This window comes from Erwinia amylovora (genome assembly GCF_017161565.1).
GTDB classification, from domain to species: Bacteria; Pseudomonadota; Gammaproteobacteria; order Enterobacterales; family Enterobacteriaceae; genus Erwinia; species Erwinia amylovora.
The window spans coordinates 2,280,060-2,300,144 of record NZ_CP066796.1; the positions used below are offsets into that span (position 1 = coordinate 2,280,060).

The 20,085-nt window shown below is 47.7% G+C and carries 15 protein-coding genes; all 15 read right to left on the minus strand.

All coding sequences use genetic code 11. The features are described from left to right. Position 1 precedes the first annotated feature (1 nt). Complete coding sequence (rfbB, locus tag JGC47_RS10620) at positions 2 to 1,078, minus strand: dTDP-glucose 4,6-dehydratase (protein ID WP_013036108.1); 1,077 nt, start codon at positions 1,076 to 1,078, stop codon at positions 2 to 4. A gap of 396 nt (positions 1,079 to 1,474) precedes the next feature. Then, positions 1,475 to 2,488: a UDP-glucose 4-epimerase GalE gene (galE, locus tag JGC47_RS10625; protein WP_004158307.1), complete on the minus strand. Its 1,014-nt coding sequence runs from the start codon at positions 2,486 to 2,488 to the stop codon at positions 1,475 to 1,477. Between the two features lie 54 nt (positions 2,489 to 2,542). Beyond that, positions 2,543 to 3,439: a UTP--glucose-1-phosphate uridylyltransferase GalF gene (galF, locus tag JGC47_RS10630; RefSeq protein WP_013036109.1), complete on the minus strand. Its 897-nt coding sequence runs from the start codon at positions 3,437 to 3,439 to the stop codon at positions 2,543 to 2,545. Between the two features lie 147 nt (positions 3,440 to 3,586). Beyond that, positions 3,587 to 4,927 carry a lipopolysaccharide biosynthesis protein gene (locus JGC47_RS10635; protein WP_004158311.1) on the minus strand — a complete coding sequence of 447 codons (1,341 nt, stop codon included), beginning with the start codon at positions 4,925 to 4,927 and terminating at the stop codon, positions 3,587 to 3,589. Beyond that, the gene (locus tag JGC47_RS10640) at positions 4,924 to 6,147 is read right to left on the minus strand and encodes a glycosyltransferase (protein ID WP_004158313.1); all 1,224 of its coding nucleotides are present in this window, start codon (positions 6,145 to 6,147) and stop codon (positions 4,924 to 4,926) included. The genes JGC47_RS10635 and JGC47_RS10640 overlap by 4 nt, the downstream gene beginning before the upstream one ends. A gap of 4 nt (positions 6,148 to 6,151) precedes the next feature. Continuing rightward, positions 6,152 to 7,399: a colanic acid biosynthesis pyruvyl transferase WcaK gene (wcaK, locus tag JGC47_RS10645; RefSeq protein WP_004158314.1), complete on the minus strand. Its 1,248-nt coding sequence runs from the start codon at positions 7,397 to 7,399 to the stop codon at positions 6,152 to 6,154. A gap of 148 nt (positions 7,400 to 7,547) precedes the next feature. Further along, positions 7,548 to 9,779, minus strand: a complete 2,232-nt coding sequence (locus JGC47_RS10650) for a phage tailspike protein (protein WP_004162445.1) — start codon at positions 9,777 to 9,779, stop codon at positions 7,548 to 7,550. A 157-nt stretch (positions 9,780 to 9,936) separates the two neighbouring features. Further along, positions 9,937 to 10,665: a glycosyltransferase family 2 protein gene (locus tag JGC47_RS10655; RefSeq protein ID WP_241097881.1), complete on the minus strand. Its 729-nt coding sequence runs from the start codon at positions 10,663 to 10,665 to the stop codon at positions 9,937 to 9,939. Between the two features lie 12 nt (positions 10,666 to 10,677). Next, positions 10,678 to 11,733 carry a glycosyltransferase family 4 protein gene (locus JGC47_RS10660; protein WP_004158320.1) on the minus strand — a complete coding sequence of 352 codons (1,056 nt, stop codon included), beginning with the start codon at positions 11,731 to 11,733 and terminating at the stop codon, positions 10,678 to 10,680. Positions 11,734 to 11,898: 165 nt separating this feature from the next. Continuing rightward, positions 11,899 to 13,026 carry an EpsG family protein gene (locus JGC47_RS10665; protein ID WP_004158324.1) on the minus strand — a complete coding sequence of 376 codons (1,128 nt, stop codon included), beginning with the start codon at positions 13,024 to 13,026 and terminating at the stop codon, positions 11,899 to 11,901. Positions 13,027 to 13,056: 30 nt separating this feature from the next. Further along, positions 13,057 to 13,962, minus strand: coding sequence for a glycosyltransferase family 2 protein (locus tag JGC47_RS10670; RefSeq protein WP_004158325.1), 906 nt, complete (start codon positions 13,960 to 13,962; stop codon positions 13,057 to 13,059). Between the two features lie 88 nt (positions 13,963 to 14,050). Continuing rightward, positions 14,051 to 16,231, minus strand: coding sequence for a polysaccharide biosynthesis tyrosine autokinase (locus JGC47_RS10675; RefSeq protein WP_004158326.1), 2,181 nt, complete (start codon positions 16,229 to 16,231; stop codon positions 14,051 to 14,053). A 12-nt stretch (positions 16,232 to 16,243) separates the two neighbouring features. Continuing rightward, positions 16,244 to 16,678, minus strand: a complete 435-nt coding sequence (locus JGC47_RS10680; RefSeq protein ID WP_004158327.1) for a protein-tyrosine-phosphatase — start codon at positions 16,676 to 16,678, stop codon at positions 16,244 to 16,246. Positions 16,679 to 16,693: 15 nt separating this feature from the next. After that, positions 16,694 to 17,827 (minus strand): polysaccharide export protein, encoded by a 1,134-nt coding sequence (locus tag JGC47_RS10685; RefSeq protein WP_169799810.1) that lies wholly within the window; start codon positions 17,825 to 17,827, stop codon positions 16,694 to 16,696. Between the two features lie 121 nt (positions 17,828 to 17,948). After that, a complete protein-coding gene (gene wbaP, locus JGC47_RS10690; protein ID WP_004158333.1) occupies positions 17,949 to 19,382 on the minus strand; it encodes an undecaprenyl-phosphate galactose phosphotransferase WbaP in 1,434 nt (477 codons plus the stop codon). Positions 19,383 to 20,085 lie beyond the last annotated feature (703 nt).

Genomic DNA, 20,085 nt, shown 5'->3' on the forward strand with positions numbered 1-20,085 from the left:
ATCAAAAAAATTCTTTTACCTCTAAGCCTAATCTTTCACCGGCGTACGATCCATCCAGAACCCGTTGCCACCACTCTGTATTTTTCAGATACCATTGCACGGTCTTCTCAAGTCCCGTTTCGAAGGTCTCTTCGGGTAACCAACCCAGTTCTTTTTCAATTTTTGTGGCATCGATCGCATAACGTAAATCATGTCCCGGACGATCCTGGACAAAAGTGATAAGTGTAGCAAAGTCGGCAATACCACAGGGCTTATCGACTACAAGACGATTCAGGATGCTGCAGATAGTATTCACAACTTCGATGTTCTGTCGTTCGTTATGACCACCAATATTATAAGTTTCACCAACGACACCTGTAGTGGCTACACGATATAATGCTCTGGCGTGATCTTCCACATAAAGCCAGTCTCGAACCTGTCTACCGTTACCGTAAATGGGCAGTGGTTTTCCTGCCAGCGCATTTAATATCGTCAGAGGAATTAATTTTTCCGGGAAATGGTATGGCCCATAATTGTTGGAACAGTTTGTTACCAGTACCGGTAGACCATAGGTACGCTGCCAGGCTCTGACCAGATGGTCGCTGGAAGCTTTCGAAGCAGAGTAAGGACTGCTGGGCGCATAAGCGGTTTGCTCGGTAAACAAATCTTCAGTGCCGTGTAAATCACCAAATACTTCATCTGTAGATATATGATGAAATCTGAATGCTTCTTTTCTTTCGACAGGCAGCCCAAGCCAATACATTCTCGCAGCTTCAAGTAAAACATATGTTCCGATAATGTTTGTCTCAATGAAGGCCGCCGGACCATCGATTGATCGGTCGACATGACTTTCCGCAGCCAGGTGCATAACAACGTCGGGTTCGAAGTCATTAAATGCACGTTTCAGGGACTCTGAGTCGCAAATGTCTGTTTTGGAGAAATGATAACGTGGGTTATCACTGATTTCCTGCAAAGACTCTAAATTGCCTGCATAAGTAAGTTTATCAATATTTAATACAGTATCATCAGTATTGTTAATGATATGGCGTATGACTGCTGAACCTATGAAGCCAGCACCACCCGTTACCAAAATTTTCATAGTATTTCTCAATACACTGCGGTTTTCTTTAATTGAGGTTAAGATGGGAAGCGGAGAAGGTAAGGTCATTCTCATAAAAAAAGCACGCTACCGCCTCTGAGTTGCAGCTCTCAGCGTGCTGATGCATCTGACTATTGTCTGTTGTAAACAGCCACTTACTGGTAAGCCAAGTATGAATTATATCATTCGCATTTTATGAAAACTAATGAAAATGGTACATTCCCGGCACTGTTTTGGCCGATTTAGCAGTGTAAAGGCTACTGCTTCAGGCTGGATAAGATACTTAATCTAAGACTAAAAAGATATGACTTTCTGATGGTTAACAATACATTCAACAGTTTTTTTTAACAAAAAAACCCAGCATTCGCTGGGTTTTACTTAAGTTGATGCTATCGATCAACTATAGCCTTGGGGATTCTGGCTCTGCCAGTTCCATGTATCACGCATCATCTCGTCAATACCGCGCGAGACGCGCCAGTTCAACTCTTTATCAGCCAGCGTGGCATCGGCCCAGAAAGCAGCCAGGTCGCCATCACGACGTGGAGAAATCTGATATGCGACCGTGCGGCCAGACGCTTTTTCAAACGCCTTAACCATTTCCAGCACCGAGTAGCCTTTCCCCGCGCCAAGATTATAGGCTTTATAACCTTCAATCGCCGAAAGATGATCCAGTGCCTTGAGGTGTCCCTCTGCCAGATCCATCACATGGATGTAGTCCCGCACGCCGGTGCCATCCTCAGTCGGATAGTCATCACCGAATATGCCGAGTTTTTCCAGCCGACCGATGGCGACCTGAGCAATATACGGTAGCAGGTTGTTTGGGATACCGTTAGGATCTTCGCCAATCTGACCGGATTCATGAGCACCGACCGGATTAAAATAGCGTAATGCAATAGTTTTGAATTCAGGGTTAGCTTTGGCGTAGTCACGTAAAATCTGTTCAACCATCAGCTTAGACGTGCCGTAGGGGCTGGTGGTACCGCCAATTGGCGTGGTTTCAACATAAGGTACTGGCGCATCGGCTCCATATACGGTGGCAGACGAGCTGAAAATAAATTGATTCACCCCTGCACTGCGCATCTCTTCCAGCAGTACCAGCGTACCGGTGACATTATTTTGGTAATACTCCAGCGGTTTGCGCGTCGACTCCCCTACAGCCTTAAGTCCGGCAAAGTGGATCACTGCGCTGATACGGTGAGCGCTGAAAACACTCCGCAAACAGCTACGATCGAGGAGGTCCCCTTCGAAGAAAGTCGCCGTTTTACCGGTTAGCTTTTCAACACGATTAATTGACTCGCGCGATGCATTACTCAGATTATCCAGTATCACCACGTCATCGCCACGTTGCAGCAATGAGAGTACGGTATGGGATCCAATATAGCCTGCTCCCCCCGTGACTAAAATAGACATTCAGACTCCTTCAGTCAGGCCGCGCAAGTGGCACGGCTGTGCTCAGATTTGGGATTATTTGGCCAAAATTTTCTGGATCTCATCGCGGAACGCACGCCCCTGACTGTGATTACGCAAGCCCCAGGTAACAAAAGCTTTCATATAACCAAGTTTGCGCCCGCAGTCAAAGCTATCGCCACTGAGCAGTTGCGCATCAACAGGCGTTTTCTTATTCAAACTGACGATGGCATCAGTTAGCTGGTAGCGACCCCATGCACCCGGCTCCAGCGCTTCCAGCTCGGGCCAGATATCGGCAGACAACACATAACGCCCTACTGCGGCGAGATCGGAATTCAGCGCTTCCGGGTTTTCTGGTTTTTCTACGAATTCCAGAATGGAGCTCACTTTACCTGGGAAGTCCAACGGCTCCTCGGTGGTAATCACTGAATACTCTGAAAGATCGGCGTCCGGCATGTGGTGAGCCAGCACCTGGCTACGCCCGGTTTCTTCAAAACGCGCTACCATCGCCGCCAGGTTGTAACGCAACGGATCGGCGCTGGCATTATCCAGCAGCACGTCAGGCAGCACCACCACAAACGCTTCATCATGCAGCATTGGACGGGCGCATAACAGAGCATTAGCCAGCCCCAGCGGCTGTGGCTGGCGCACGTTCATGATCGTCACACCTGGTGGGCAGATAGATTTTACCTCGCTGAGCAAGGAGCGTTTAACGCGGGCTTCAAGCAAGGCTTCCAGTTCGTAGGAGGTATCAAAATGGTTTTCAACCGCATTCTTGGATGCATGGGTGACCAGAACAATTTCCTTAATACCCGCTGCCACGCACTCATCGATAATGTATTGGATCATAGGCTTATCGACGACGGGCAGCATCTCTTTAGGAATAGCTTTTGTTGCAGGAAGCATATGCATTCCGAGACCTGCAACCGGGATAACTGCTTTAAGCTTGGTCATAATTTTTCCATATGAATGATGTTGAAACACAAATTCATTATGCATTAAAGAGATGATTCGCAAGTATAATCTTAATCCGAAAAAAATACAGCGGGCTTCGACCATAAAAAAGGTCACCGTGAGGGTGACCTTGATATTAACGCCGGGTCAGAGCCAGCGGCTGAACCATTCAGGCATGATAAACAAATTATAATGACTGACCAGCGCAATAATTCCGACAAACACCGCTGAAACTGAAATCCACTGGCGTGCATACGGCAAGAAGCGGATTCCTATCACCGGTTTAATAAAGAACGGGTGGGCAAAGACGGATATCAGTACCTGAGAAATCGATAACGTTAACGCTACATACTCTACTTGTGGCCAGATCCATACCGATGCCAGGACCAGTACCACAATGATGCTCGCCACAACGTTCCAGTAAAATTCGACATTGGTACGGCCATTCGCCTGAGAAATAGCTCCGGTCAATCCTCCCATCGGCCTTAGCATGCCAAACAGTAACATCAATGGGATCAGTTGCCCCACGGCTTCGTGCGCCGGCCCATATAGCACGCGTACAATTACCGGGGAAAGAATGCCGATGGCCAGATACATGATCGCGCTGAACAGCATGATAACGAAAGTGCCTTTGAGAAACAGCTGCTGCAGGCGCACAGGATCGTGTTGTTTCTCGGCAAAGCGCGGTAAAGCCAGACGGTTAATCACCGGTGTCACCAGCTTAAGGGGCTGAAGTATCAATTCTTTAGCCAGAGAATATACCCCGAGCAGCTCTGCACCCATCACTTTACCGACGATCAGCGAATCTGCCTGAGTACGCAGCTGATTAATGGTTTGTGAACCCAGCTGATAAATCCCGTATTTGAGCGAGCTGTAAAACGTGCCCTGGTCAAATTCGAATGTGGGCCGCCAGGATTTATCCCCGAACCAGATCATGCACCCAATGCGCAAAGCCGCATTGGCAAAAAGACCGAGGATAACCGCAGAGACGCCGAGCGGAGAGTAATAAAGCAATATCACCGTGAACGCAAAGGCAAGAAACTTGGTTACCATCTCTATTTTTGCCAGCAATATCATTCGCTTGGCTTTGATAAAATGTGCCTGATATTGCGATAGCGACCCCAGCACCAGAAAGTTCAGGCTGGTAAGCATAATCAGCCCGCCAAGCTGCGGAAGATGATAAAACCAGGAGATTGGCCAGGCAATAGCCACCAGCAGCAAGCCTGTCAGCATGCTAAGCAGGACGTTTACCCAGTAAATCGTGCTCTGCTCTTTACGGGTGATATTCTGTCGATGAACAATATAACTGCTCATTCCCATATCCTGCAGCACCATCGCCACCGCAAGAATAGCGTTGATAATGGCCAGAATACCCAGCTCGTGTGCTTCGAGTTTGCGTGCCAGCACGCCAAGCTGCACAACCTGTAATGCAGCGGCAAAGCAGGTGGCACCAAACAGCCAGATGGCCTGATTCTTTAAGCTGCTCACGCTAACCGCTCCAGAATTTCTGCCAACTGGCGATAGGCAATATGCTGATTAAATTCAGTTTCAACCTTAGCGCGTGCCGCCAGCACTACCGGAACTACATCCGCCTCACCCTGTGAGAGCCTCAACAAGATAGCCGCCAGAGCCTGCGCATCGCCCTCAGGTGCCAGCCAGCCCGATACATTGTGTTCAATAAGCTCCGGTATACCGCTGTGTTCGCTGGAAACCACAGGCAATCCCACCGCCATAGCTTCCATCAGCGCAACCGGAATGCCTTCCATATCGCCGTCGGCGGCAGTCAGTGAAGGCAGCAGAAAAATATCTGCTTCATCCAGATAGCGTTTAATCTCTTCTTGCGGCTTAAAACCAACCAGCTTGACACAGTCTTCCAGATCGCCGTCAGCAATGGCGGTCTTCAGTTGAGCTTCAAGATCGCCGTAGCCAATGATAGTGTACTCGAAGCACCCGCCCTGCTGTTTCAAAATCCTGCAGGCTTCAATTGCCACGCCTAAACCTTTCTTTTCGGTCAGGCGCGCTACGGAGAGAATACGTAGCGGCTGATGTAGCGCATCGCGTAGCTTAAGGTTAAATTTTTCTGGCTCAATGCCCATGCGCGTAACGTTAATCTTCTCCGCCGGACAGCCCATAGCAATCAGTTTGTGCTGCCACAGACGGCTGATGGGTAGCAGCAACTCGTTTTGAGCAAATAGCCTGGGGTAATCCTTCTTATGCTCTTCCAGAATATGGCGACGAGAAATATCCGCACCGTGAAACACGGTAACCTGTTTGCCCTGCAGCACCTTCAGTTCACGCAGCTTATTGGCCAACGCGCCGGCATAGCCAAAATGGACAAGGAAAATATCTGCCGCAAAGGGCTTTTTGTTAGCGGCAACAATTGCCGGCAGCAGCAGCTTGCTGGATTGGGCGCCATATCGCCCGATATGGAATGATTTCAGCGTGCCGGGTTTAAGGATTTTTGGCAATATGATTGCCAGACGCTGTGCCAGCTTGGCTGTTTTGCCATCCTTATCATCAGGCAACAGATAATGCGTTTTGGCAGCGAGATTATAACGATCGAACGCGGCATGACGGTTAACCAAATCGCCTGGAAAAACGGCTATAATTTCAACGTCATAACCTATATCAATAAAATGCGTGACCTGATTCAGCACAAACGTTTCGGAGGAAACTGGAAATTGCATGGTGAAAAATGTGAGTTTCATTAGATCACCCTATGCTTTTGAGCACGTCTGCAGTAATTTTGTTGCCAAGGATCCTTTCCTGCTCGACCGCCCGTGCAACCTGCTGCTCTATCTCCTCGTAGTTATCCAGCACGCCGTTCACCTTGGCAATGATGCTGCCATCCATCAGGCTTTGTACGTCACTTGCCATTTCGGGCAGACCAAGCTGTTTCATCACCCCCAAAGATTTGTGTTCGTAGTTGATCGCCACCGCCGGGGTGCCAAAGTTCATGGAAATGATTGCCGAGTGTAAACGCGTGCCAATGGTCAGGTGACATCCAGCCAACAGGATCCCTAACTCAAGATCGTTGAATTCATCCATGACGACGCGGTACTTGTCTTTCTGTTGCACATAGTCACCCAGGGTAATTGCCACCATGCGGTCATCTCTGTGATAGCTATCAATACCGGTGCAGGTAGACAGGGCAACAACCTGATACCCCCTCTCAATCATGGCATTAATCACCTTACCGAACGCCATTTCATATTCCTGCTGCGTGACGCCCAGGCGTTTGTCGAACGGAGCCAGTTCACGGACGGTAATGGCAATGGTTTTTGATGCGGCTATCTGGTTCTGCCAATGGATCAGGTTGTGACCAGGTGCATCCAGCGTGCGTGTACGTACCAGAAAGGCGGTGTCAGCCCCCGGGATCACTTTTTGCGTGGTGATCCCCGCCTTTTCCATCATTTCCAAACTGACGCTTTCGCGCAGTACCAGGCTGTTTACACGGGAGAAAACAAAATTAGCGATCTGATTAAACCTTTCCTTTTGGAAAGGTCCAACGCTGTGACCGATCATATAGACGGGTTTCTTTGCCAGCAGGGCACAAAGCGAGTGCTCAAACTGCAATGGCCCGTACAGGTCGACGAAAAATGAACCGCCTACCTGAATGACTGCGTCATACTGTTTTAATTTATCGGTAAACTGCTGCAAATATTCCGGTACGGCCAGGTTTTTAAAAAAACCGCTGCCCCTGATATGCGCCATCATAATTTTCGGCATCAGACGACGCTTAACTTTAGCGACCAGACTGTTCGACTTTTTAGTTTCAAGGAACAGCTCATCCGGCAAAATATTCTGTTGCAGTAAATAGCTGGAGCTGGTGGGAAAGCGACTGATAATATCAATATCAAGATCGGTTCTTTCGAGGTGAAGCGAATCAATAATTCCGCGCAAAATAGCACCATCACCACGGTTCCCGCATGTGTGATTGCCAACTAACAAAATCTTCATAACACCCCACGGTTTTTTGTAATCTTAGAAATTATTTTTTGCGATAATAAACCAATAGCTGCATGGAGTTATCCGAAAAAACGGATGAGCCAGCGCGTAACGCATTGCTGATATACCCGACAACATCAGGGAATGATCCCGCCAGTCATCAGCTATTCTGTTTAAGTGCGAAATAGGGTACAGCCACCTGCTGGCCATTGATTACCAGCGAAATGTAACCTTCGGCCCGGGAGGTTTCGACCTTTGCGGCGTCAATATGTCGCGATTCGACCAGTAAATCGCCCTGCTCGTTCGCACCGATGCCTGCCAATCCGTTATGTAAAGAGAAACGGCGGACGGCGGAATGCACTTTCTCCCCTTTTGGCGGTTCGGAATGCACCATCCGGCTGTCAAAACGTGCACAATGTCCCGTTACGAAGCGATCCTTGGCGGTGGTTTTAATCATCACGCCTGCAGAGCCTAACCACTGCGCGAGTTTAACAAATACACGCGTGTCGCTATCGTTCGAAGTGGTATACACCACGTCGTTGATCGGGCTGCTGCCCTCAACGCTCCAGCTGGCTTCAAAGCCATGTATTTTGCGTTGCAGATTAATGATCGCCTTACCGCCGGTATGGCGATCGTCAGTCACGCTCATTAATGCCTTAGTTCCGGAGCCATTACTGAACTGTGACTGACCAAAGACTTCGATTTCCCAGCTGTCTCCGACATCGGGGGTATGAATATTGCCCAGCTCATACCACTTTTCTTGAGAACTGTGGTTTTCTATACGGAAACGGGAAGTCAGGTAGTTGTATTTCATGCTGCCATCAACGGCGATGCCATACGACTCCACGCGCGTTGAGCCACGTTCAAAAGAACTTAACCACTCATCATTGGCCAGTGAATTATCAATCCAGCTGCCGGACTGCAAATTGGTCTGACGCATGTTTAGCCGCGAGCAGTGCGCTATCAGTGGATTCTTACAGCCTTCAAGACTCAAGGCATCAACAATCCACTGGCCGTTGGAGAGATCTCCTGGAAATTCGGAATGCTCAATCCAGCCATTATGGATAATAGACTGCGTGCAGCGCGGTAAATTAAGCACTTTACCCTGACGACAGTGCTGCACGTTGAAATTGGATAACTCAATGGCAGTATTATGATCCCAGTTGCCTTTTTTAGTGAATGACCATGAGCCGCGGATAACATCTCCGGTACATTTACTGGCATACCATTGATCGATCTTGCAATCGAGCGTATCGATCAGGCTAAGCGATACACCACCGACGCCGGTAAAGCGCAGACAGGATCCGCGAAAATATTGCCCGGCCGGGCAAATATTATGGAAAAATCCCTGACCGTTCGGCGAATGTTCGATCTGACCTTCAAAACTGATATTACTTAGCTCAACCCAGCGGGCATTAACCTTGAACAGAAATTCTGATTTCCCGTCTGACACCAGCGTGGTCGCAGGAAAATAGCCAAAATTCACCGGTGCACCTGCCAGGCGCAGAAAACGAATATACTTAGCAGAAATATCGAATGATGAAATGAAGAAGCGCCCGGCTGGAAATTGGATCGATAGCTTTTGGTTATTATTCTGAGCCCAGTGATACATGGCCATCACGGCTGGCAGGCAGTCCTTTTTGCCATCAGCCACGGCGCCAAAATCGAACAGAGTAATACGATTCATATCATCGCTTACGCGCCGCCAGTGGAAATCCTGACCTGAAGAAGCAATATAGCCGCCGTCATCTTCTGACGGCGTCATTTCGCCGACAAAAGCTCCGCCACCGACTTCCGTGCCATCATGCCAGCCTTTAAGACGTACTTTAGCCCCGGAGAACAGGGGACGGGTCTGACGCAGCGACGCAAAAGAGGAAATCTCGCCAATCAGCTGGTAACCCCCTGGTTGAGAGAGTCGGCGGCTGAACTCTGAAACGCCGTTGTTTTTCACGTCAGGAACGTAGAAAATCTGTTCGTCATTATCATTATGCAGCGCCATTGAGTATTCGCTTGCTGACCACAAAGCCCCCTTAGCCGCAACGAAGGTTTTCAACGTCTCGCTGTTCAGATCAATAGGTTGGCTGAGTAAAGCGGTGCCGCCATTGGCATTTTTTACAAACACATCAATCAGATTCTGCGGCAGTGTTGGATCGGTACCCGCTTTGCCAATATAGAGTTTGCCCTTAAAATCACGCCAGAATTGTTCTGGCATAGTAAAGACGTCATCCGGGGAAAATATCGGCACGTCATTCTTAGGAATGGCATCTGGCGGCACTTTTTTTAACGTCAGGCCATGCAGATCTTCACTTCGCGCCCGTGCAGAAACAGAACTTAGCGCCGCTGTTGCCACGATAGTTGAAAATGCGGTTCGGATTAATTCTCTGCGTTTCATAAAAGGTCCCGTGATTAAGTCAAAGTTTTCATTGCTCATTCACCCAGAAGGATTATCAGTTCATATGTAGAATAATGATTCTTGTATTATCCTTTACGATCTTTCTCGTAAAGAAACTGCATAACTTTTACCGGCATCAACCGTGTCATGGTGCGGATCAAAAATAAAGCGTACCCCGGATAAAGCCCGTTTGCTTAAGTGCTAATTTCAGGCGATACAGCTGAACTTCACTTTTGATGTAATTCCATCCACGCCTTTTGTTTACCATATCGCTACCTGCCCTGACCTTCATCAACACATCAGGGAGATTAGCCACCGGGTGACCCAGCGACATTATGCGCAGCCAAAGGTTATAATCTTCCATATACAGATGATGCTGATAGCTGCCTGCGGAAATGACCTTATCCTTGCGGAAGACGACACACATATGGTTGAAAGGGTTTTTCATTCTGGCAAATTGATGGATATCGTTATTGCTGAGTGGCAAACGCTTCAGCCGCTCTTTGCCATGCTCATCGAATTCGATAACTGCGGCACCTGATAAAACCACTTCAGGATGTGATTCCATATATGAAATTTGTTTCTCAAAGCGCTCAGGCAAACAGATATCATCTGTGTCCATACGTGCCACAACATTATGCGTACAGCGTTCGAGACCGGCATTTAGTGCTTTACCGAGACCCAGGTTTTTTTCCAGTGGCACAATAACCAACGGCAATAAATTTGCCCACCTGGTGGCAACGGCTTTCAGCGATTCACTGACCGGACCATCATAAACTAAGACAATTTCATCAGCATTCAGCGTTTGTTGATGCAAGCTCTCAAGGCACTGTTCCAGATTCTCTGGCTTCTCTTTATTATAGAGTGAAATAAGGACTGAAAACATATCACCTTCTTTTTAGTTCAGGATATCATTCCATTTCTTTAAAATTAGCTCAGGCCCGTAGTCAGCAGAATTTTGCCAGGCGGCTTGAGCGAAATTTTTTCGAAGTTGTTCACTCGCAATAAGCTGATTCAACTGAGCGGTAAATAGCTCGTTACTTTGGTAATCGACGACATAGCCATCATCTTTGATGATTTCTGCAGGCCCTGTTTTACAATCAAAAGCTATTGCAGGTAAGGCATAATTCTTCGCTTCGATTAACACCATTGGTAAACCTTCGTAGCGTGATGTCATAGCGATGACCCCGGACGAACGGTAATATTCGCTAATTTTCTTACTGGGGCTGACGATCTCTGCACTTTCTTCCAGATGATATTTTTTGATTTTTTCAAGTAGTTCTGCTTTCTCTTCACCATCGCCTACAATAAGTAACTTCCATCCCTGTTTGTGAACGTTTTTCCAGATATCAAGCAGTCGGCCAAAGTTTTTTTGGTATGTCAGGCGCCCTACGGCCAGCACTCTGTTCTGCTTCCGGGCGAAAACATCATCAAAGCGATTGAGGCTGTTTTCGTGGTGGAAGGGTGAGATGTTCCCGACGACATATACATTTTTTAGCGAAAAGGCCGAGGTAAGATAATTTTTATCATGCTGGGTCAGTACCACCACCTTTTCCGCCAGGCCATAACAGAATACCTTTAGCTTACGCACAGCGGCGCTAAACGTTTCTATTGAAACGTGATCGCAACAAATCAGTCTGGATTTAACACGGAATAACTTCGACAACAGCAGCGCCTGTACAGAAAGTTTACCCATAGAAATGATCATCACGCCATCAGGACGAGTATTTTTTGCATAACGGATAAACTCAAACAGCTTGAACAGACGCATCGAAGATTTTGGCTGGCGGATAGAGACTTTATTATCGACAGGGTAGTAAGGTTCACCTGAATTCAACGAGTACAGGGTTACGTCATAATTATGATTACTTAATAAACTCGACAAGGTGCTGGCAACCCTGTCCGTCCCACCACTGTTGGAAATTCCATCAATAAGGATTAACAACTTGTACATGTGAAGCATCCTGTTAAAAATTTCAGCCTGTATGCAGGTTAATGACTTGTCAGCTCTGGGCACTGTAAAATTAGCACAGATAAGATCAGTGCCGGGCAAGCAATCAGTGAATTTGCACCCGGCTGTTAATGTTTATTTCTGATCCATCCACGACATTTTATCCAGTCAGCTAAATATCCTGAATAATGGCGCAACGCTGTAACCCATAATAGACTGAGCTGAAAGTATCGTGTTGTAAGCAAGATAATAAGTGGTAATGGAAAACAACATAAAGAAGTTCAGCAACAAATTACGTATGCGTAGCATCAGGAATGCAAATAACAGGGGTTCCGTATGGAGAAATAGATTACCAACCCTGCCACCGAAAATACTGAAATCGGAGAAGGTGATGCGTACCGCAGCGCCTATGCTGTAAGCTATGAGAAGTATATAGACAAAACGGTCTTCCTTCATAATTCCCTTACGGAAATAATAAAGTGTAAACGCGCCAATGAATGCAATATTCTTCAGGTTCGCCAGGCCGAATACCGGGGAAGTTGTGTCAAAATTGGTTCCGCTATAACTTGCAGCACGTTCTCCCAGTACCGGGACGATCCCGAGAGAGTCCAGAAAGAGCTTTTTACCACCAATTATACCTAACGGTATCGATGCAATGACCAGTACCAGCGGCAGGTACTTACGCTCCCGAATAAAAAAGAAAGGGATAATCATCACGATGGTGTAGCCGGTGGAATGAGACTGGGTACTTAATACGATAAAAAGTAAAGCCAGTAGATAATTACGCGCCACCAAACTGCATATGAAGGCAATGGCAAAGGCACTGCATAACCCGAAACGGATTTGATTCATATCCTTGTTGATAAACAGGTGCGCCGAATAGAGACACAGCGAGCACAAGATCAACGGGGAATATTTTTTATAAACCCAGGCATTGGTCGACACGGCGATAAAACTGATAAACAACAGGAAGAAGTAGCTCTCATGGGTGAAACACGAGGCCACCCAGGCCAGCACCATGAAAAAATTCTCATAGCGGTAGATGTTCGCTACCGCCTGATAACCAGTCATGCCAGTTTGACGGGAAAAATCATGGAAAAATCCCACATACTGTGAATCATCCATGCCAGAATCTGGCCCGCGTATACCGGCGAATAAAATTAGCGCAAATACCCCTATCAGGAAAAAGTAGTTAATCAAAATTTTCGTTTTAGCTTCGCTGGCCTGATTAATCATCGCCAGTTCAAAAAAGCAAAAAACGAGAATACTGTAGCTAACTATCCAATATATAGCCATATATTTACCCGTTATTATTCTGCTCGACCGCTACTTTCCTGTTAAACGCGTCCGTAATTTATTCATCAGGCGCTTAAGGAAGTCATTGCGGTTATCTTTATTGGTCAAGAAAAAGTAGCGGGCAAAGCTAAGGCTGGCCTGCAATGATTTACCATCCATCTTATAACGCAGCGGTAATTTATAGGCTTTGTAGGTATAAACGTCGCGTCTGGTGAGATGCGGCTTCATTGCGTCCAGCCAGAACAGAGAATACTTAACCGATTCACCTTTATGCTGCGAACCAAATCGAGTCACCATATGATAATTAGCCAGCGGCTGAGCAATCATGACAAACTTAAAGCCCAGCTTGTCGGCACGGATGCATAAATCGTAATCCTGATGGCGGATGTATCTTTCATCAAAACGGATTTCAGCCGCATCTTCACGCTTCAGCACGATGGTACTGGTCTGGATAAACCCGTAGCAGCCAAAAAGATATTCGGCTATTGATTCATGTTCACCGACCGGCTTTAATGGCATGACTTTGAGGAAGCTGCCATCCTGAATAATATTGACCTGACTATAAATAATAAAGCGCCGATCGCCCTGCCCTTCCAGCCGTTCAATCAGGCTCAAATTCTGTTGTAGCTTGTCTTTATGCCATTCATCGTCGGCGTCGAGAAAACAGACGTAGTCCCCGGTTGCCAGGTCGATACCGCGGTTTCTGGCCCCCGCACCGTTCAGTTTTGTCTCAGAGAGTACTAAATTGATTTTTAGTCCGCTGTAGCGTTCACTGCTCACAACTTCTGCCAGTTTTTGCGCATCGGCAGATTTGTCATCGACAATAATGACGTCAAAATTTTTATAGCTTTGTTCGTTCAGACAATCAAGCGTGGTGATAATTGATTCTGATGCATTATATGCAGGTATGACAACCGAAAAGGAAATGTCCTTCATTACCAGGCACCTTATTAAACATTCACAAACTCATACTAGCCGGCATCAGGGAACCTTTCGACGGGTGTCAAAAGGTTCCGCACGGCAGCTAGCTTTTCTCACCCTGCTGGTAGCTGTAGTCGTAATAGTCATAACCATAACCATAGTTATTGGCTGACTTACGCACTACGGCATTGAGGATAATGCCTTTAATATCGATGCCGTTCTGAATAAAGCGTTTGTAACTGATTTCAACTTCCTTGACGGTATTGGTTTCAAAGCGCGCCACCATCAGTGAAGTGCCCGCCAGCTTGCCAATAATAGAGGCGTCGGTAACGGCCAGAATCGGTGGTGTATCAATCAGCACCAGGTCGTAATTTTGGCTGGCCCAGTGAACCAACTCTTTCATGCGGCTGTTCATCAACAGTTCAGATGGATTGGGCGGTACCTGACCCCGTGCGATAAAATCAAAACCGTAATCTCCACGCTGCACCAAATCAGTATTGAAGGGGAGTTTACCGGACAGAATGTCTGACAAGCCGGTTTTGCTTTCCGCGCCGAGCAACTCGTGCGTATAGCCACGTCGCATGTCACCATCAATAAACAGCACTTTCTCGCCGGTTTTCGCCACCAGCGTCGCCAGGTTGGCGCAGACAAAGGTCTTACCAATCCCCGGACTGGCACCGGTGATCATCAGAATGTTATTTTGCGCGTCCATCATTGCAAAATGTAAACTGGTGCGCAGACTGCGGATCGCTTCAATTGACAGGTCAGTAGGATTGCCTAACGCCAGCAGCCTGTTATGCGGGTCAGTTCTCGCGTCCAGTTTGCGTTTCAGCAGCGTTTCCTGATCTTTCTTACGCTGCCATTCCGAAAGCGGCACGCTGGCGTAGACGTTCAATCCCAGCTCTTCCAGCTGCTCAGGATTATCAATACCGTGATGGAACAGCGCCTTCATCAGGACTAATCCAACCGACACGACCAGCCCCAAGATCAAACTGCCGGCGACGATCAATATACTTTTCGGTGCAACTGGTTTTGCGGCGGTTTCCGCATGATCGATGATTCGTACATCACCTACGGTGCTGGCCTTACTAATATTTAGCTCCTGCTGACGATTCAGCAGCTGCATATATATCTCCTGCCCCGCCTGCACATCACGCGTCAGACGAACAATCTCCTGCTGGGTTTGCGGCATCTGGCTGATCTTGCCATTCAGCTGTTTCTGCTGTTCATCCAGCGTTTGCCGTTTTTCCAACAAGGCGCGATAGGTCGGGTGATCCTTTTTGAACAACTGTGAGACTTCTGCTTCCCGGAAGGTTAACGCGTTCAGCTGTGTCTGAATGCTGACCGAAGAATCAAGGGCAGATTTTGCTTCCAGTGACATGTCGACCGAATCATGCTTACGGCGGAAAACGTTGAGTTTATCTTCAGCCTGATCCAACTTGGCGCGTACATCCGGCAGTTGTTGAGCAAGAAACTGAATGCTTTTTTCGGCTTCTTCGGATTTGCGTGCGATGTTCTGGTACAGATAGTTGTTAATCACCTGGTCCAGTACCCGGCTTATCTGCACCGGATCCTCACCGCTATAGGTCAGCCCTAAAACGCCGGTATCTTTACCCATATCAGCCACAACCAGATTGTTGCTGATCATCTTAATAGCCTGCAAGTTGTTCAGTTTGCTGACGGTAAAACGGGTACCCGCATCAGCCTCGATACTATTAACCAGCATAGTCACATCACCATGCTGCTCGAACTGACCGACTTTCCCTTTAAATAGCTCATTGCCATCTTTACTGACGGTGTAACTATCCGGCCCGTCTACTTCTACGCTAAGCTCACGCTTATCCCACAGAGTGGGCACTTTAAGACGTGAAACAGCTATCTGTTGCGCTTTTTGTCCTATAATGCGCGACAGGCCAGCGCCTATCAGCGGGAAATGGTCCTGCTGTACCAGCACATCAAGGCCCAGATCGGCCACCGTTTTGCCCAGAACCATACGCGAGGTAATAATTTCTATTTCGGCGGCAGAAGCGGGTTGCGCGTTCGGCATCATCTGAGAAATGTCGTTAAGTACCGTGTTGGCATTCTTTTGCTCAACCTGCACCATCGCGTCTGCACTGTAAATTGGCGTAGCAAACAAACTGTAAAGCGTGCCCATTAGCGTAAACAGTACCGACACTGCCACGATCATCCAGCGATGATCAAGAAGCTGTCCCAAAAGGTGCGCCAGTTCGAATCTGATCGCCTCGCCACCGTTCGCTGACGGTTCCTCAATTTTTGATTTCATGGAAAATCCCAACTATCGGCTTAATGCGTTGACCCATTTCTGGGCAGCGTTTTCAAGAACTCCATACACAGCCTCAAAGGCATCCCGGCTTTTCTTGTAGGGGTCCGCTATTTCCTGCTGATTGATCCAGTGTCCAAACAGCATGGTTTTACCACGTACTGAAGGGTTGATACGGCATACAAGGTCGATATGTTTTTTTTCCATCACCAGAATAAGATCGCTGTCCCGACACATATCTGCAGTGAGCTGTTGAGCTACATGATCCTGCAGGGACACACCATGTTCGTTGGCCACTATGCTGGCAGTTTCGTCAGCCGATCCTCCTACCATTGCCTTTAAGCCGGCAGAAGCGATTTTCCTCTCTGGCAATGCGGCCTTAAGCAGCCGCTCACCCGTAGGAGAGCGGCAGATATTACCGATACACACCACTAAGATTGAATTGATCATAAACTCTGCCGCCGTTTACCATTTATGGATAGTCTGAACGTTTCGCGTAGCATCGTAGACACCGCTAATGGTTGGCACCAGCTGTGAAATCACACGGTTCCAACGCGTGAGAGGCGTCGAAGTCACATAAACAATGTCGTAAGGTTCTAAGCGGAATTCGGTTCCCATCACCATTGCGGCGGCATCTTTGGTATTAAGTTGATAGATATTGGCGATTTTACTGCGGTTTGCACCCTTAACGGGACGAATAACGAACACGCCTGTGGCATCGGCAACGCTCTGATCCATCCCCTGTGCACTGCCCAGCGCTTCCGAAAGCGTCATGCCGCTGCGGTCCATTTTCAGCGTCGCCTGCTGCTTAACTTCCCCCATCACGAACACTTTGAGATCGTCGTTGCGCGGCACATAGAGGATATCGCCGGGGTACAACAGGTGATTTTGCGACAGGTCACCATTCTGCATCAGAGCCTGTAGGGAAACAGGCTGTTCGCGTCCGTCATGCGTTAGCACCACATTGCGCCAGTCTGCGGTAGCGGTCAGGCCACCAGCGGCATTAATGGCATCAAGGATAGTCAGGGGGACGTTGGTGATCGCTTGCTGACCTGAAGTTGTCACTTCGCCAGTTACGTAAGTTTTTTGCGATTTGAATGAGGCAACGTTGACATCAACCTGCGGGCTTTCAACATATTTGCTCAACCGACTGGCAATTTCATCACGGGTCTCTTGTACCGTATGACCGGCAACCCGCACTCTGCCAATATAGGGATAGAAGATGGTGCCGTCAGAGTGAACCCAGTTGCCTGTATCGCTGGCGCTGCGGTATTGACCCGCTGGGGTGGTCAGTTCCGGATGATCCCAAACCGTTACCATCAGCACATCACCCACGCCAATACGATATTCGTAGTTCTGCAGTTCCCGTTGCAGCGTAGCGTTCGCCTGGGCCACTACCGGCTTAGGCTTCATGCGTTCTACCAGGCTTGGGGTCAGCGGAAAAATATTGACATATTTATCAATATCAAAATCGCTATCCTGCTGCTCAACAACGTCTTTGCCCATTGTCGAGAGATGGTTACCCGGCACGATGGTACAGCCGGAAAGGAGTGCTGCCGATACCATCAGAGGTATCAATTTAGTTTTGATTATAATCATCTGGTTCATCGCTATCGGTAATTTGAATGACAGTGGCAAGACCGCCGCTGTATGCGCCTGGAAGTCGTCAGTTGATCATATCAGGCTTGATAATTATCACTATCCTTCGCTCCCTCGTTGATTAGTAAGCGCCATCACGTTTCAGTACCACGCCGATCGTTTTGAACAAAATGGCGATATCGTTCCAAAGTGACCAGTTCTTAACGTACCATGAATCGAAGTAAACGCGGGTTTCATAACTCACATCGTTACGCCCGCTGACCTGCCACAATCCGGTCATGCCCGGCTTAGCCATAAAATAGTAATCAACATCGCCCGCATAGCGTTCAAGCTCGGCTTCAATCACCGGTCGCGGCCCGACCAGACTCATTTCACCCCGTACCACGTTCCATAGTTGCGGCAGTTCATCAAGACTGGTTTTACGAATAAAATGGCCGATGCGAGTAATACGGGGGTCGTTTTTCAGCTTGAAGTCTTCATCCCATTCAGCGCGTGCGACCGGATCGGTACGCAGCACCTCTTCCAGCACCTCTTTGGAATTCACCACCATCGAGCGGAACTTAAGACACTTGAATTTGCGACCGTCACGACCCACGCGTTCATGTCCATAAATGGGTGCCCCGCCGTCGCGTGAGACCATGAAAATCAATATGACTAATGCGGGTAGAAGCAAGGTGATAATGCTCAGTGCGCCAACGAGATCGAAGGTACGTTTCAGAAAGCGTGAACTGTGTTTGGCGAGATTATTACTGACCCTCAGGATCATCACCTCATGGCTAAAGATATAAGCCATATCCGTGCCATAAAGCGGTACGCCGCGTAAGGAGGGGATCACCGAAACCGAACGGCAATTGTGGGTAGCCAGATTCTTTAGCCACCTGTCGCGCGACTGACTTTGCTCATATTCAACCGCCACGATAAACTGCGTGTCGCTGTCTACAAGTGACCACAGCTGCTGTTCCTCTTTGAGGACTGGAACCCCAAACAGTTCAAGAGCGGTCTGGCTGCCGTCAACATCGTAAAAGGCAATGACATCAAAGCCCATCATCTCTTCACTTTGCAGAGCCTGCCAGGCTTCTTGTGCATTCTTCCCACTGCCGATAATAATAGACTGCTTCTTCCAAAGCTTTTTTCGATTTAAAAGACGCTTAACACAGGCGCGCCCGAAAGGAACCATCGCCATGGACAATAACCAGGTTAAAATCCAGATCCAGCGCGAAAGCTCCCATTTAGATAACGCACTGACCGAGAGGTCAACAATAGAAAATATCAAGATTGTTCTGAAGACTTCTTTCAGCTCAAACCAGAATGGTTTGCGATAAGTATAGTGCCGTAACCGGACCCAGAACCAGCCGACACAAATCACCGACAGTAAAATGTGTGTCGCTATTTTCAAATCTAATTCATGTTGCGGAATTCCCGTAAGAATTTCACCTGGAAAGCCATTAATCAGCACGATGGCCAGCGCCAGGGCTATATTAAAGAAGATGAGATCTGACAGGGCTAGTGACAATCTGATTAACAACCCTTTAAAGGTGAATTCAATTTCGCGCATAATTAGCTCTTAATTTTATCTCAGGAAGCCTGTGATTTATTGGTTTCGAAGCGGGAGTGAGGGATGTTGCTTGCACCACGTCCGTTATTACACAGGGAACTCATTCAGGGAATCCGACAAAAAGGTCATCTTAACTGGCATCACCCCCAGAGGTTTGGGCGATATTAGCAACTTAAACCTGTATGGCTCTCAGGTATATTCTGGGCTATTTTTCACTCATCAGAACACGCTACCGCCCCTGGCTTATAGCTGCCAATGCGCTGTAAATGTTGCCGTTTCTGCTATAAGCCCGTCATGTCTGACGCCAGGCGTTAACATTTATCAGTGGATTGTGTGCTGCCTCACAATATTTATCATTCCTCCCCACTGCACTGCGCCAAATACAACCTCCACGCAGTCATTAACTAATATGTTGCTATACTAGTTATAAATGGTCTCTTTACAAGAGTCTCACTGCCCGTGCTGCCCCTTTTAGGAATAAGACTACTTTCATGTTGCGCGGTTACCACCTACCCCTCGTTTTAGCTACTCAAAATTAAGATTATTCTCAATATATTTTTCTTCAAAATCCCGCCCCGTTTCCCCTTTAAGCGATACAGTTAAGTGCGATTAATCCCAGTTATAGAATAATTAAGTAGTGGGGTTTTTCTGACAAGTCGCATCAAAATAGCTTTGCAAGGGTAACCATTTTTGCCCGCTAAGC

Bases quoted from the DNA above. Each gene is read 5' to 3' on its own strand.
- wcaK (WP_004158314.1), bottom strand. From the start codon at position 7,399: ATGAAGATTTTGTTAGTTGGCAATCACACATGCGGGAACCGTGGTGAT.
- JGC47_RS10685 (WP_169799810.1), bottom strand. From the start codon at position 17,827: ATGATTATAATCAAAACTAAATTGATACCTCTGATGGTATCGGCAGCA.
- JGC47_RS10665 (WP_004158324.1), bottom strand. From the start codon at position 13,026: ATGGCTATATATTGGATAGTTAGCTACAGTATTCTCGTTTTTTGCTTT.
- galF (WP_013036109.1), bottom strand. From the start codon at position 3,439: ATGACCAAGCTTAAAGCAGTTATCCCGGTTGCAGGTCTCGGAATGCAT.
- galE (WP_004158307.1), bottom strand. From the start codon at position 2,488: ATGTCTATTTTAGTCACGGGGGGAGCAGGCTATATTGGATCCCATACC.
- rfbB (WP_013036108.1), bottom strand. From the start codon at position 1,078: ATGAAAATTTTGGTAACGGGTGGTGCTGGCTTCATAGGTTCAGCAGTC.
- JGC47_RS10655 (WP_241097881.1), bottom strand. From the start codon at position 10,665: ATGTTTTCAGTCCTTATTTCACTCTATAATAAAGAGAAGCCAGAGAAT.
- JGC47_RS10670 (WP_004158325.1), bottom strand. From the start codon at position 13,962: ATGAAGGACATTTCCTTTTCGGTTGTCATACCTGCATATAATGCATCA.
- JGC47_RS10680 (WP_004158327.1), bottom strand. From the start codon at position 16,678: ATGATCAATTCAATCTTAGTGGTGTGTATCGGTAATATCTGCCGCTCT.
- JGC47_RS10660 (WP_004158320.1), bottom strand. From the start codon at position 11,733: ATGTACAAGTTGTTAATCCTTATTGATGGAATTTCCAACAGTGGTGGG.
- wbaP (WP_004158333.1), bottom strand. From the start codon at position 19,382: ATGCGCGAAATTGAATTCACCTTTAAAGGGTTGTTAATCAGATTGTCA.
- JGC47_RS10675 (WP_004158326.1), bottom strand. From the start codon at position 16,231: ATGAAATCAAAAATTGAGGAACCGTCAGCGAACGGTGGCGAGGCGATC.
- JGC47_RS10650 (WP_004162445.1), bottom strand. From the start codon at position 9,779: ATGAAACGCAGAGAATTAATCCGAACCGCATTTTCAACTATCGTGGCA.
- JGC47_RS10640 (WP_004158313.1), bottom strand. From the start codon at position 6,147: ATGAAACTCACATTTTTCACCATGCAATTTCCAGTTTCCTCCGAAACG.